Consider the following 13543-nt stretch of genomic DNA (forward strand, 5'->3'; position numbering starts at 1 on the left):
TATATGTTCCTCATTTCAATCTGAGTACTATTAAATTTGTTGTTTTCGTTTCAATCCTCAAGGATTTTTCCAATTTGCGTCGAACATGAATGGAAATGGATAATCTAGCGGACGATTCGATTTCCAACAAAGGGGTGGGCCTGCTGCCTGTGATTAAAGACGTTTTATTGCAGCTATTGTTTGCGTTGATGCCTTTTGTCGCGTACAACATCTATTACAGAAAACTGACAGTCAACTATTCCCGCAATTTCATCATCCTCATCTGTTCGTTGTGCATGCTGCTGTCGATGACCTTTGCTTCGTCTGTTCAAAGCGGGCTGATCTTTGACGTCCGATATGTCATTATGTTCTTTGGCATATTATTCGGAGGTTTCATGACCGGGGCTATCCTGCTAATCGAATTTCTGATCTATCGGCTGCATATTGGCGGTTCCGGCATGATCGACGCCATCATTATATTGATCATTACCTTCCCGCTATCCGTTCTGCTGGCCACCCTCTACCATAAAAGCAAACATAAGTTTTGGATTGTTTTTATTGCCGGCATCAGCTTTTCACTCATCCCGCTCCTGGTGCTCTATATAACAAAACCTGATTATATCCTGAGTCATTTTATATTTAACGTCCTGGTTATGCCTGTCCATAATTCTCTGGGCATATGGCTGCTCGTTACCCTGTTTAACAAATCGGTATCCGACAAGGAACTATACCTGCAATATATCCAGAATGAGAAAGCCGAGGCCGTGAACCATGTGGCCGCATCCCTTGCCCATGAGGTTCGCAATCCGCTGACTACCGTGCTCGGGTTCCTGCAATTAATCAAGAGTGGTACGTTTCCTCAGGAAAAAACGGACCGCTTTCTCGAGATCAGCATGGAAGAAATAAGGCGCACCGAGCAAATCTTGTCTGAATATCTGTCGATCAGCAAACCTCTCGTTCCATTTCAGCAAAAACTTGAGCTCACCGCTCAGATCAGATCCGTTGTCGAACTGATGTCCTCGTATGCCAATATGAGTAATATCACACTCAGCGCCGACTACCCTGAGCTCCCCGTCTACATTTCAGGCAGTCCCGCCGAGCTCAAGCAGCTGTTGGTCAACTTTATCAAGAATGCAATTGAGGCCAGCAGAGATGTCGATAAAGGCTGCGTCAACATCCGAATCTATGAAGAAGCAGAGCAGGTCGCCATCGAAATTCAGGACAACGGGATCGGCATGAATCCTGAGCAATTGAGCCGTCTCGGTTCTATTTATTATTCCACCAAAATGAGCGGCACCGGCCTTGGGCTCACCTTCTCATACCAGGCCATCCGCGCTATGGATGGCAGTGTTTCAGTACGAAGCTCGCCAAGATCCGGAACCGTGTTCCTCATCACCCTCCCGCTTGCTGCCACAGATCCATGAGCTCGCGAAGCCGCTATAAGGGCAAAGAGAGAGGCTCCTGAACCGGAGCCTCTCTCTTTTTACTACTCTAGCAAGCGAATTTCTTTTGCCTCAAAACTTCTATTGTTTTTGCTAATATTCAACGGCTTTTTTAGTGTAATCCGAATAAGGTCGTTCGTCTTTAGACTATCCAGCTGGATGGTCTCTCCCTGGCTGTCCTTCAATGAAGTATCTTCTTTGACACGGACTTCACAGGGATAACCCTCATCCGTGTGATTCTTCCTGTTTCGGTTTACTTCGTCAGAGCAGTCAACGGTAATCTTGTCGTCTCCCACTGAATAAATCGCAGACTCAAAAACCGATACATCCCGGGCACATCCAACAGAAAGGAGCAGCACGATCAGAGTGAATAATAGCCTCAGCTTCACGTTCCAACCTCCCTTATAATGAACCTTTATTAGAGGAAGCCTAGGAAGCACTGCACTCGATTTCCGCTAGATTATGCAAGAAGGTAACCGCAGCTTATTCTGCGCAGAGGGCATACGTGGACAGCGGCTTAATGCCATGTGTCAGCTTCGCTTCCTGGAGCAGATAGATTTCGGATTGAATCAGGGTAACCAGCTTGGACGGAGCCTTCTCTATGTCGCTCAGTTCGGACTGGTAGGATTGCAGGGTCATATCCACTTCCCAGAGCCCATCCTGGAGCTGAGGTGAATAGAAGGTTTTCTCCCGGCGCACGCTCCAGCCGGACTGCTCGGCAATCCCCTTTATCTGCCCTGGCGTAAACAGTGTTCGAACATTGGAGCTGCTGTTCTTCTTAAACACTTCATATTGGGCTTGGACCAGAACCGCCAGCAAATGCGGATATTGCTCTGGATGCGTGATTCTGGGATCCCATTCCGCAAAGCAGATCCTGCGTCCCCACGCTCTGGCTTTTTGCAATACGGCCTCCAACTGCTCTGCCGATTCGAAATACCATGAACAATGAGACAGCACAACGATATCGAAGGAATTCTCTTCGTAGTCAAGAAGCGGCGACAGTATGTCCGTTTCCAAATCAATCTGTATCCGTGAGCCCAGCGGCGATTGCGTTAACCGTTCGGAGGCGGCGCCCAGCGTCACCGGAGCTCCATAATGGGGAGGTGCTGTGTCCACACCATGCACAAAACCGGATTCGCCCGCAAAATAAGCAAGCACCGCGGTTGTATCCCCTTGCCCGCATCCAATCTCCAGAATGCGGTCTCCTTCCCGGATTCCCCAAAACTCGGCAAGCTTCAGACGATGCTCTGTTTGGATCCGCTGGATTTCGACTCCGGCCTGATCCATAGCCATGCATTCAATAATATAATCGATTGGGTTATGAATTATAGCTCCCCCCTTGAAGATTGATCTTAGATCTCATGTAAATGTCGATAAAGCTCGGGGTATCGACTCTTCAAATTTATTATATCACCGCCTTAACGCACATTGCCCAAAATTACTAAACCTTTTTATATCTGCATTGCTTGCACACAACACCCTCCTACTCCTGCTTGCTCCTCTAGCTCACCTATGGTGTCAAAAAAACCCAAGCAGCGGGAAACCCTCCCCGCTGCTTGAGTTACGATTGCTGCATCTCATGTTATTGGAATTTCGGGAGCCAGTCTCCGTGTGCTTCAATGAGATCGTCGCACAGGCTCTTGATGTCATCAATGGACAACTCGGCAGCCGTATGCGGATCCAGCATCGCTGCATGGTAAATATGCTCCTTCTTGCCTGTTGCCGCCGCTTCCAATGTCAGCAGTTGGGTATTGATATTCGTCCGGTTCAGTGCCGCACACTGCGGAGGCAGATCTCCCACGTAGGTTGGTGTTACACCGCTGGCATCGACCAGACAAGGAACCTCTACGCAAGCTTCCTTCGGAAGATTCGTGATCAGTCCCGTGTTCATCACGTTACCTCCGATTTTGAACGGAACATTCGTCTCAATGGCTTCGAGAATATAGGATGCATATTCATGGGAACGGTGATGCGTTAGGTCCTGGTTGCTTACCAGATCCTCGCGCATCGCCTTCCAGCCCTCAATCTGATTCACGCAGCGCCGCGGATATTCATCCAGCGGAATGTTGAATCGCTCGATCAGCTCCGGATAATTGCGCTTGATGAAGTAAGGATGGTACTCCGCGTTATGCTCAGAGGATTCCGTAATGTAATAACCGAAGTTCAGCATCATTTCCAGACGAACCATATCATGATGTTTCTCTTTCTGCTTCTCGGCTGCGCGTCTTTTAATTTCAGGATACAGGTCCACGCCATCCTTCGTTACCTCAAGCAGCCATGCCATATGGTTGATACCGGCGATTTTGGCCTGTACACCTTCCGTTTCCATGCCCAGATTTCTGAACAGGTCCGGAATGCAGGCCTGCACGCTGTGGCATAGACCTACCGTTTGCACGCCGCCTAGCGTATTCATCGCATTGGTCAGCACCGCCATCGGATTCGTGTAGTTCAGGAAGAGCGCGTCCGGACAGACCTCCCGGATATCGGCTGCAAAATCCAGCATCACCGGAATGGTACGAAGATTGCGGAATATTCCGCCAATGCCCACCGTATCCGCGATGGTTTGTCTCAGACCGTACTTTTTCGGAATCTCGAAATCCGTAATCGTACAGGGATCGTACCCTCCAACCTGGATCGCGTTTACCACATATTTAGCCCCGCGCAGAGCTTCCTTGCGGTCACTGTATGATTTGACGACACAGGTGCTGCCGCTGGTTTTCTTTATGTTGTTGAGCATGTTCTCAGAGTCTTTCAAACGGACCGGATCAATGTCAAACAAAGCGAGTTCGAATCCCTGCAATGCCGGTGTTTGCATACAATCACCCAGGACGTTCTTGGCAAACACCGTACTACCTGCTCCGATAAATGTAATCTTAGACATAAATAAATGCCCTCCTTAAACTCCATAAATAGATACGCTTTCACAAGATTAACTATAAGATAATCAGTCTTTTTTGAATATGGAGCAAAACAAGGGCGATATGGACATTTGTTGTTTCATTATGTAAGCTAGCCCTAACAGATTATCCTGCTTCAACAAATTGATTACGGTGCACGTTAAAGGAGGCGACAGCTGTATGTCCATTCTGCCAGACCATACGCTCTACACGATAGGCATGAATCCTTCACCGGGTGGCCACGATCTCAACCTCCTGTTCAGCGGTGAAGGAACGCCCGTTCCACGTCATAAAATCGGTCCCATCATTCATGATTACTGCCTCATTCATACGGTCTTAACCGGAGAAGGCGTGTTTGAATGCGCCGGGACGGTTCATCACTGCACAGCAGGCGATACCTTCGTGATCCTCCCAGGCGTTCTCTTCAGCTATGAAGCCCATGAGCGGAATCCGTGGCACTACAACTGGGTCGCTTTGCAGGAAAAAGGAACCCACATGCTGCTGGCCGACATGGGTATCACCCCGGCTAAACCGATCATCCCTTGCACGGACGAGGCCGAACTGGACGCTCTGGCATCCATGTACCGCCATATCCGTCTGGGCTTTAACCAATCAGACCAGCCCTGGCTTGAAGATCTCCAGGCATCTGGTTGGCTCAGACTGCTGCTCCATAAGCTGGCGATGTTAAATCGCGAGCACCTTCCTTCGAACTCCCGTGACGTGCCTGATATTGAACGGGGTGTAAGGCAGACCGAGCGATGGATTTCAACCCAATATCACCAGCAGCTATCCATTGATCAGATGGCCAAGACGCTTGGGTACCATCGGGCTCATCTCTCCAAAATATTTAAGCAGCAGACCGGCCTGTCCCCCATGCAATACCTCATGAAGGTACGCATGGAGAAAGCCAAATCCCTGATGAAATCCTCCTTCTCCATTCACGAGATTGCCTCTTCTGTCGGTTTCAATGATGCGCTCTATTTCTCCAAGCAGTTCCGCAGATGGACAGGCATGACCCCGAGCGAGTATAAATTCAGTCTGGAAAAGGGGGAGCGAACGAGTCAACATCAGAATCCGTAAACATCCGATGTAATCCCTGGTGATTGAACATCATCTAAATCCATGCATTTGCGAATCGGGATGGGGAAAACATCTCGCGCACCTCGGACGGCACGCAACGATTCTCGATGAAATCCGCAATAAGCTTGGCCGTCACCGGACTAAGCAGAATTCCGTTGCGGTAATGCCCCGCGGCCATTAATACCCGCTCTGCACCTTCCACGGGGCCTATGAGCGGATAACCATCCTGGGTGGCAGGCCGAAGCCCCGCCCAGCTGTGAAACGGGAGTTGGCCTTCCAGAAACGGAAGCACCTTGTTGTTCCAGTTTCGGAGCCGTTCGATTCCCCTTTCCGTGACCGATGTATCGTATCCGGCAACATCTTCGGAGGCACCACACACCATCGTGCCATTCGCCTTGGCAACCAAATAACCTTGGTTAAAAAAGACCATATGCTTTACAGGCGGCTGCGTTTCCGTTCTGTAGGCGCAAATCTGCCCCCGAATGGGATAAACCGGAATCGGGAGGCCCAACTGCTCCGACAGCTCCTGCGCCCAGGCACCCGTGCTTGCGACCAGCCGATCTCCATAAAAGACAGTGCTGTCCGCCGCCGACACGGCGATATGGCGGTCCCACTCCACAAGTCGTATGCTTCCGAGTTCTTCCTTAATGAGCACTCCCGATATCCGGCAGGCCTGCTCCAATGCTCTGATGAAATCGGGAGCGTATATGTGGCTTTCCTCCGGCGTATATAATGCGGCAAGCACGTCACGCGACAATGCCGGCTCCATCCGGAACAGCTCGGCTCCGCTTACGATCTCGCCGGATGATCCATATTGGCGCTGCCATAACCGGCGCCCTTCAAGGGACAGCAGGTCTGCGGCATGATAGGCAATGTGCAGGCTGCCCGTATTCGCATATTCGAAATGCACGCCGGATATGGATCTGATCTGCTCTTGCCACTCCGGATATAACAGCAAACTAAACTGACATAATCTAAAAAATGCGTCGGGGCCTTCTGTATTTTCCGAGAAGGGGGCAAGCATGCCTGCCGCCGCTCCCGAGGCTTGTCCGCCGCAGCGCCTCGCCTCCAAAACGGTAACATTAAAGCCCCTCATTCGAAGCTCGTATGCGCAGGATAAACCAATGATTCCGCCGCCTATAATGATAATGTTCTGACTCATCTCTACCTCAGTTCTGTTTGAATCAACCTTTACTTTAGTATGAATTCGTCAAAGCCGCTGCTCGCTGAAGCATACTGCTTCCTGGCGATTCTGCCAGCCAGGTAAGATTGTCTTCCCGCTTGAATAGCCAGCTTCATTGCTGTTGCCATCATGACGGGATCCCTCGCTTTTGCCACAGGTGTATTCATTAACACGCCGCTGACACCCAGTTCCATCGCTTGGGCCACATCACTTGCTGAACCGAGGCCGGCATCAACGATGATCGGCACATGGGCCTCTTCAACGATAAGCCCCAGGTTATAGGCATTCAGGATGCCAAGACCGGTACCGATCGGAGCAGCGCCGGGCATGACCGCAGCCGCTCCTGCTTCCTCAAGCCGCTTGCATATCACCGGGTCATCCGAAGTGTAGGGAAGGACGGTGAAACCTTCTTTGACCAAAATTTCCGTTGCTTTGAGCGTTTCGATCGGGTCCGGCATGAGTGTACGTTCATTGGCGCTGATTTCTACCTTGATCCAGTCGCTCAGACCGGATGCGCGTGCCAAACGCGCAATTCGAACGGCTTCGTCGGCCGTGCTTGCCCCGGAGGTATTAGGCAAAAATATATGTTTGCCCTCTTCTACATGCTGCAGAATGGAATCGTCCGCCGAAGACTCCAGATTGATTCGCCGAATCGCAAACGTCAGCACTTCGGCTTCCGAAGCCTTGATAGCCTCCATCTGCACATAAGGATTCGGAAACAGACCCGTGCCAATCAAGAATCGAGATCGCAGCTCATAATCGCCAATACGCAGTAAATCCGGCTTCATCATGCCTCAACCTCCTCCAACGAAATGAACAAGCTCAATTGACATATTCGCGGTTACCGGGGTATCCGGCCACTGCTCGGCCGTCAGCACCTTACCATCAGCTTCGGCAACAACCGGTTTGCCCAATAAACCAAAAAACTCAATAACGTCCAGAATGGTTCTTACATCGCGAAGCTCATGCTCCACGCCATTGATCCTAAGCAGCATCGCCTTACTCCCCCCTCTTCGCGCTATTTGCCTCCAGCTTGGAAATGAACGCCTCGCAGGTACCCTTTACGTTGCTGCTGCCCACAATTTCACTCACCGCGCAAATGCGCGTCGCGCCTGCCATCAGTACTTGATCCACATTGTGCAGCTTAATGCCCCCAATCGCCACAAAAGGAATTTGGATCGCATGCGCCACTTCTCTCACATACGCTTCCGTAACCGGATCCACCACATCCTCCTTGGTGGCCGTGCGGTACACCGGACCGACCCCAATGTAATCTGCGCCCTGCGACTCTGCCAGCAGCGCTTCCTCTATCGCGTGTGTGGAAATCCCGATGATTTTGGAACCGACTAGTCTTCGAGCTTCCGTGAGCGGCATATCCCCCTGCCCCAGATGAATTCCATCGGCATCCGCTTCCAGTGCAATATCCACGTAATCATTGACGATAAAGGTGACATCATACCGAGAAGTCAGCTTGCGAAGCGCTTTGGCTTTGGCAAGCACTTCCGCTTTCGGGCTTTTTTTGTCGCGAAGCTGAATGATATCCACACCGCCGAGAATGGCTTGCTCCATCACGTCCAGCATATCCCGGCCGGGATGAAACTGTTCTCCGGTAATGGCATACAGTCGAAAATCTTTCAAAGCTTCCCCTCCTTCCTATACAATATCAACTTGGACGAAAAATGTCGGATCCTTTATTGATTCAGGATACTCATTCATTTCATGCTCCAACATACCGGTCATAGAGCGTTCTGGCCCTGGTGAAATCATCCAAGCCCTGCACCAACACACGTCCGTCAGCGAATAAGACAAGCCGTTCCCCGCCGGGCAGCACCGTACGCAGTAAATATGGATTAGCCTTCACTTCCAGTGAAGCTCCCTCCAGTCTGCCTTGCCATACATCCAGATCAAGCGGGCCACTCCCGGCAAATTGCACGGAATCTCTTCCGCACATCGTGAGCATATCTTCTTCATGCCCTTGAAGCGCCGGATACACCTTAAGCTGGCAGCAGGGGCAATTTCGATCAGGCTCGCCGAACTTCATCTCATAGTAGCGGTTCTGCCACAAATCGAACGTCACCAGACCGTTTCTCCGGCTCGTGCCGTCATCCGCTAACAGCTTGAGGGCCTCAACCGCCTCATAGGAAGCCGCCATATCGACAACCGGTGCGATAACGCCAATCATATCGCAGGTCTCTCCGGCCGTATCTGCAGACTGGATAAAACAGCGAAGGCAGGGGGTGACGCCTGGCACAAACACCGCGCTCATCCCCCGAGAGCCCACCGCGCCTCCATATATGAAGGGAATTCCGCTTCGGAAACAGGCGTCATTCAGCAAATAACGGGTCCGAAAATTGTCCGTACCGTCCAGTACAAGATCCATCCCATCGATCAGTTCCTCGATATTGGCCCCCGTAACGTCGGACACAACCGCCTCGATCACAATGGAGGAGTTGACTTTGCGCAGCTTTTTCTCGGCTGCCACCACTTTGGGATAGGCGTTGCTTGCATCCTCCTCGTCATACAGCAGCTGCCGCTGCAAATTACTCATTTCCACAAAATCACGGTCAACGATTCTGACCCGCCCAACACCAGCGCGCACCATATGATTGGCAAGCACCGTGCCCAATGCCCCCATCCCGACAATTAGTACGGAGCTGTTCATGATTTTCCGCTGCCCGATTTCTCCTATCGGCTGAAACAGCATTTGCCTGGAGTAACGTTCCTGCATCGTGCCTCACCTCCTCTATGGCCCTGCTCAATTGCATTGCTCATGTTTGAGTTTTGATTGATGCTTGTTATCCGCAGTATATGGTGAGAGATTGAGAATCCAATCTCTCGCCATATACCAAGTCGCTAAACCTAAACAAATCTAGTAATCGAAGAGGGTAAACTCCCCCGGTTTCACCTTAAGCCTGAGCCTCGTACAGCTGCACAATCTCAATAATCGTCTGGACCGCCAATACCATATTGTCGGCCGATACATATTCATAGCGGCCGTGGTAGTTCTCCCCGCCAGTGAAAATATTCGGTGTAGGCAGGCCCATGTAAGACAATTGTGATCCGTCGGTACCACCGCGCACAGGCTCGATGATCGGCTTGATCCCAAGCTTCTCCATCGCTGTCTGAGCGATATCCACCACCTCTTTGACCGGCTCGATTTTCTCTCGCATATTGTAATACTGGTCTTTCATCTGCAGTACGATCCGTTCGGCACCATATTTGTGCTGAAGCTCTTCCACGACAGAGGCGAGTTTGGCCTTTCTTCCTTCAAAAAGCTCCCGGTCATGATCACGGATAATATAACGAAGCTCGGTCAGTTCCACATCGCCTTCAATGGAGGAGAGATGGTAGAAGCCTTCATAACCTTCGGTATGTTCAGGCGCTTCTTCGACAGGCAGCATACGGTTCAGCTCCATGGCGATTTTCGCGGCGTTGACCATTTTCCCTTTGGCTGTACCGGGATGTACGTTCTTGCCTTTGCAAGTAACAAGCGCTGCTGCTGCGTTAAAGCTTTCATATTGAAGCTCTCCGAGCGGTCCGCCATCCATGGTGTAAGCGTATTTTGCACCGAACGCCTCCACGTCGAACTTGTGAGGTCCTCTGCCGATCTCTTCATCCGGCGTGAAGGCAACCCGGATTGTTCCATGCTTAAGCTCAGGGTGTTGAATGAGGTACGCCATGGCTGTCATAATCTCTGCAATGCCCGCTTTATCGTCAGCCCCCAGCAAGGTCGTGCCATCCGTTGTTACGAGTGTGTGGCCTTTGTATCCGCTCAACTCCGGAAAATCCCGCGGGGAAAGGACTATATTCTGTGCTCTATTCAGAATGATGTCATGTCCATCATATTGTTCTATAATCTGCGGCTTGACACCGGTACCCGTAAAATCAGTCGCCGTATCGATATGTGCCAAAAAGCCAATGGTCGGGATCGCTTTATCCGAGTTAGCCGGAAGCGTGGCCATGACATAGCCGTTCTCATCCATGGTGACTTCCTGCATGCCAATCTCTTTCAGTTCGTCCACGAGCAAGCCGGCAAGCGTTAGCTGTCCGGGTGTCGAAGGACAAGTATTGCTGTTCTCGTCTGATTGCGTATCCACTTGTGCATAGGTAATGAGTCTGTCGATAACTTCCTTCTTCATCATTCTCAGCTCCAATACGAGTTATTGATCACCAACACATGCTGCGATATGTAATGCCTAGCCTTGAAGTACCTTCCCAGCTTGAATACAGACTATCTAAAGGTCGAAAATTACCTCTTCAATTATATCCAGTTGTCATGTTCTGGGTCAATTCATGACAAAGATCGCAGCAGAAAGAATCATAGCGCCCTGCGATGCCCTTGTTTCTCTTGAGAGACGCTTCGAGTCCGGAATCGTTTCGTCCTCTTCCGCAGGATCCAAACACAAAGAAACGGCGGTGCACGGATAAGCATCCTGAGCACCGCCATTTCTTAAAGCTAACAAGCCTATTGATTAGGTGACATCTGTCAATTAAGCAACCCTCATGATGAAAATGACCCATTCCATGTGATGAGGCCTTTAACTGTTCGACGGCCCAATATGAAGCGTAAGCCCATCATTATTCAAATGCAGGCAGTGCAATCTCGGAATAGTTGTCCTCGAAGAACTTCTTCACTTCCGGACTGGTCATGGCTTCAGCCAGCTTCTGGATCGGCTCGGAGTCTACATTATCCTTGCGAGCTACCAGTGTAATGGTGAACTCGGAGTCATTGCCTTCTGTGACCAGGGCATCTTTCTTCGGCGTGAGTCCCAGCGGTTTGGCATATGCCGGTGTCATCGCCACCATATCTACATCGTCCAGGGTACGGGCCAGCATGAGCAGGTCGACCTCGGTAAATTTGTAGTTGTGCGGGTTCTCCACAATATCCCCTTGCGTGGCCTGGATTCCGACGCCTTCCTTCAGCTTGATCAGACCATTCTTCTCGAACATGACCAGGGAACGGCCGATGTTGGAAGGATCGTTCGGGATCGCAATCGTTGCACCGTCCGGAAGCTCCTCAATGGTCTTATACTTCTTGGAATACGCCCCAAAAACGGCATTATAGATCGGTGTTACCGGTACAAGCTCCGAGCCGTTGTTTGCATTGTATTCTTCCATGTACGGCACATGCTGGAAGAAGTTCGCATCCACCTCGTTATTCGCCAATGCATTGTTAGGCTGGACATTATCAGACAGAATCAGAACTTCAAGATGAATGCCCTCTTCCTTCAACATAGGCTTGACGAGATCAAGCACCTCAGTCATCGGCGGGATGAGCGCAGCCACTTTTAATGTAACTTCTTCTTTGGTCTCAGGCGTTGCATTTTCAGGAGTTTCCTCCTCGGCTGCCTTCTCTCCGCAGCCGGCAAGCACAAGCATGATCGTCAGTACGAGCAGTAGTAATCTCTTATTCATAGTTGGTTACCCCCAGGTAAAATTGTAGGTTGGTCTGGTACAGGTGTTACTAACAAAAAGGGTCGTAAAACTTAGCTTCTTCTCTTGTCGAGGAGTCTTGAAGCCAAGCTCCCGCTAAACTGGATCGACTGTACGAGAATGATCATGATGATAATCGTGAACACCATGATTTCGGTCTCAAACCGCTGGTATCCGTAACGAATGGCAAAATCCCCGACACCGCCGCCGCCAACGATGCCCATAACCGTAGAATACGAGATGAAGCTGATCGTTGATGTTGTCAATCCAAGCACGAGTCCGGACCTTGCCTCAACGTAGAGGAACTTGAAAATCATCTGCAGCTTGGAAGCGCCCATCGACGAGGCGGCCTCTAGCACTTCCTTCGGCACCTCGAGCAGAGACTGCTCAACTAATCTTGAATACGTAGCGACGGCTATGACAGATAACGGCACAGCGGCTGCCAGCGTCCCAAGCGATGTGCCCACAATCAGGCGGGTCAGTGGAATCATGCTGACAACCAGCAGCAAGAACGGGAACGAGCGGATGACATTAACCAGACTGTTCAATAAGGTGAACAACCATCGATTCGCGTACAACTGGCCTTTTCTGCACAGAAACAATAGTGTTCCTACCGGAAGACCCAGTAATATCGCCGCAGCGATTGAAATGCCAACCATAACGAACGTCTGACCAATAGCCTGCCATATTTCGTCCTGGTACTGCATGACATAGGCGAAGTAATCGTTCAAGTATTGAATCACGCTATTCACGTAGTCCATCAATCCGATTCCTCGCTTCCACGGCGACTCCGGTACCCTTGCCCTCTCTCTTGTTCAGGAGCCTCCGCTCTACCCGCGTTATTCTGATAGGTTCTTATCAAACAGCCGTCCTCCATGACCGACACCGCATCACAAATGCCGTTGACAACCTCCATCTCGTGAGAAACAATCACAATCGTGACCCCAAGCGTTCGGTTGATATGTCTCAACACATCCAGTATGCCCGCCGTCGTCTGCGGATCCAGTGAAGAAGTCGGCTCATCGCATAACAATAAGGAAGGCGAATTGGCTAAAGCCCTGGCAATTGCTACCCTCTGCTTCTGCCCACCGCTAAGCTGAGCCGGATATAACTTTGCTTTATCCTCAAGTCCGACAAAACGCAGAACCTCCTGCACGCGCTTCATCCGATCTGCCTTCGGTACCTTCGCCAGCTCAAGCGGAATGGATACATTCCCGTAAGCCGTACGATTGCTGACCAGCTGGAACAGCTGGAAGATCATGCCGATCGATCTTCTTGCTTCCCGCAGCTGCCTGCCGCCAAGGGAAGTCAGCTCCTGACCATTCACCATGACTCGGCCCGAGTCCGGTCTCTCCAGTACGTTCATGATGCGCAGCAGCGTCGATTTCCCGGCTCCGCTCGCGCCGATGATCCCGTGTATGCTGCCCTCGGCAATATCGAGAGAGACAGCGTCGATCGCCTGATAACGGTCACTGCCATTCCCAAAGCTTTTACTAACCTCTTGCAGCGAGATCAATCTAATCCCCTCC

At 50.8% G+C, this 13543-nt stretch carries 14 protein-coding genes; 2 read left to right on the top strand and 12 right to left on the bottom strand.

The genetic code is table 11. The features are described from left to right. Positions 1-149 precede the first annotated feature (149 nt). Positions 150-1403 carry an ATP-binding protein gene (locus B9D94_RS22640; protein WP_253806014.1) on the top strand — a complete coding sequence of 418 codons (1254 nt, stop codon included), beginning with the start codon at positions 150-152 and terminating at the stop codon, positions 1401-1403. A 62-nt stretch (positions 1404-1465) separates the two neighbouring features. Here the strand turns inward: B9D94_RS22640 and B9D94_RS22645 are convergent, their stop codons facing one another. From B9D94_RS22645 to B9D94_RS22655, 3 genes are all read right to left on the bottom strand, one after another. Further along, positions 1466-1810 carry a hypothetical protein gene (locus B9D94_RS22645; RefSeq protein WP_148248027.1) on the bottom strand — a complete coding sequence of 115 codons (345 nt, stop codon included), beginning with the start codon at positions 1808-1810 and terminating at the stop codon, positions 1466-1468. A gap of 94 nt (positions 1811-1904) precedes the next feature. Next, a complete protein-coding gene (locus tag B9D94_RS22650; RefSeq protein ID WP_253806015.1) occupies positions 1905-2708 on the bottom strand; it encodes a class I SAM-dependent methyltransferase in 804 nt (267 codons plus the stop codon). Positions 2709-3003: 295 nt separating this feature from the next. Beyond that, positions 3004-4302: an alpha-glucosidase/alpha-galactosidase gene (locus tag B9D94_RS22655; RefSeq protein ID WP_006208633.1), complete on the bottom strand. Its 1299-nt coding sequence runs from the start codon at positions 4300-4302 to the stop codon at positions 3004-3006. A 196-nt stretch (positions 4303-4498) separates the two neighbouring features. Between B9D94_RS22655 and B9D94_RS22660 the strand changes: the two genes are divergently transcribed. Further along, positions 4499-5398 carry a helix-turn-helix transcriptional regulator gene (locus B9D94_RS22660; protein ID WP_006208632.1) on the top strand — a complete coding sequence of 300 codons (900 nt, stop codon included), beginning with the start codon at positions 4499-4501 and terminating at the stop codon, positions 5396-5398. A gap of 34 nt (positions 5399-5432) precedes the next feature. Here the strand turns inward: B9D94_RS22660 and thiO are convergent, their stop codons facing one another. The 9 genes from thiO to B9D94_RS22705 form a co-directional block, all read right to left on the bottom strand. After that, on the bottom strand, positions 5433-6560 hold the full coding sequence (thiO, locus tag B9D94_RS22665; RefSeq protein ID WP_006208631.1) for a glycine oxidase ThiO: 1128 nt from the start codon (positions 6558-6560) through the stop codon (positions 5433-5435). Positions 6561-6589: 29 nt separating this feature from the next. Next, the gene (locus B9D94_RS22670) at positions 6590-7369 is read right to left on the bottom strand and encodes a thiazole synthase (protein ID WP_036641258.1); all 780 of its coding nucleotides are present in this window, start codon (positions 7367-7369) and stop codon (positions 6590-6592) included. Between the two features lie 6 nt (positions 7370-7375). Next, positions 7376-7576 (bottom strand): sulfur carrier protein ThiS, encoded by a 201-nt coding sequence (gene thiS / locus B9D94_RS22675; RefSeq protein ID WP_006208629.1) that lies wholly within the window; start codon positions 7574-7576, stop codon positions 7376-7378. A gap of 4 nt (positions 7577-7580) precedes the next feature. Beyond that, positions 7581-8219 carry a thiamine phosphate synthase gene (gene thiE / locus B9D94_RS22680; protein ID WP_148248029.1) on the bottom strand — a complete coding sequence of 213 codons (639 nt, stop codon included), beginning with the start codon at positions 8217-8219 and terminating at the stop codon, positions 7581-7583. A 79-nt stretch (positions 8220-8298) separates the two neighbouring features. Continuing rightward, the gene (locus tag B9D94_RS22685; protein ID WP_148248030.1) at positions 8299-9309 is read right to left on the bottom strand and encodes a ThiF family adenylyltransferase; all 1011 of its coding nucleotides are present in this window, start codon (positions 9307-9309) and stop codon (positions 8299-8301) included. Positions 9310-9487: 178 nt separating this feature from the next. Next, entirely contained in the window at positions 9488-10720 is a 1233-nt protein-coding gene (gene pepT, locus B9D94_RS22690; protein WP_006208626.1) for a peptidase T, read from the bottom strand. Positions 10721-11159: 439 nt separating this feature from the next. After that, entirely contained in the window at positions 11160-11996 is an 837-nt protein-coding gene (locus B9D94_RS22695; protein ID WP_148248031.1) for a MetQ/NlpA family ABC transporter substrate-binding protein, read from the bottom strand. 71 nt (positions 11997-12067) lie between these two features. Continuing rightward, positions 12068-12775, bottom strand: coding sequence for a methionine ABC transporter permease (locus B9D94_RS22700; protein WP_051449237.1), 708 nt, complete (start codon positions 12773-12775; stop codon positions 12068-12070). Further along, positions 12775-13530, bottom strand: a complete 756-nt coding sequence (locus tag B9D94_RS22705; RefSeq protein ID WP_148248033.1) for a methionine ABC transporter ATP-binding protein — start codon at positions 13528-13530, stop codon at positions 12775-12777. The genes B9D94_RS22700 and B9D94_RS22705 overlap by 1 nt, the downstream gene beginning before the upstream one ends. Positions 13531-13543 lie beyond the last annotated feature (13 nt).

This window comes from Paenibacillus sp. Cedars (assembly GCF_003184205.1).
Classification (GTDB): Bacteria; Bacillota; Bacilli; order Paenibacillales; family Paenibacillaceae; genus Paenibacillus_AQ; species Paenibacillus_AQ glucanolyticus.

Excerpts from the sequence above, each read along its gene's own strand:
- B9D94_RS22650 (WP_253806015.1), bottom strand. The coding sequence starts at position 2,708 with ATGGATCAGGCCGGAGTCGAAATCCAGCGGATCCAAACAGAGCATCGT.
- B9D94_RS22655 (WP_006208633.1), bottom strand. The coding sequence starts at position 4,302 with ATGTCTAAGATTACATTTATCGGAGCAGGTAGTACGGTGTTTGCCAAG.
- B9D94_RS22660 (WP_006208632.1), top strand. The coding sequence starts at position 4,499 with ATGTCCATTCTGCCAGACCATACGCTCTACACGATAGGCATGAATCCT.
- thiO (WP_006208631.1), bottom strand. The coding sequence starts at position 6,560 with ATGAGTCAGAACATTATCATTATAGGCGGCGGAATCATTGGTTTATCC.
- B9D94_RS22670 (WP_036641258.1), bottom strand. The coding sequence starts at position 7,369 with ATGAAGCCGGATTTACTGCGTATTGGCGATTATGAGCTGCGATCTCGA.
- thiS (WP_006208629.1), bottom strand. The coding sequence starts at position 7,576 with ATGCTGCTTAGGATCAATGGCGTGGAGCATGAGCTTCGCGATGTAAGA.
- B9D94_RS22685 (WP_148248030.1), bottom strand. The coding sequence starts at position 9,309 with ATGCAGGAACGTTACTCCAGGCAAATGCTGTTTCAGCCGATAGGAGAA.
- pepT (WP_006208626.1), bottom strand. The coding sequence starts at position 10,720 with ATGAAGAAGGAAGTTATCGACAGACTCATTACCTATGCACAAGTGGAT.
- B9D94_RS22695 (WP_148248031.1), bottom strand. The coding sequence starts at position 11,996 with ATGAATAAGAGATTACTACTGCTCGTACTGACGATCATGCTTGTGCTT.
- B9D94_RS22700 (WP_051449237.1), bottom strand. The coding sequence starts at position 12,775 with ATGGACTACGTGAATAGCGTGATTCAATACTTGAACGATTACTTCGCC.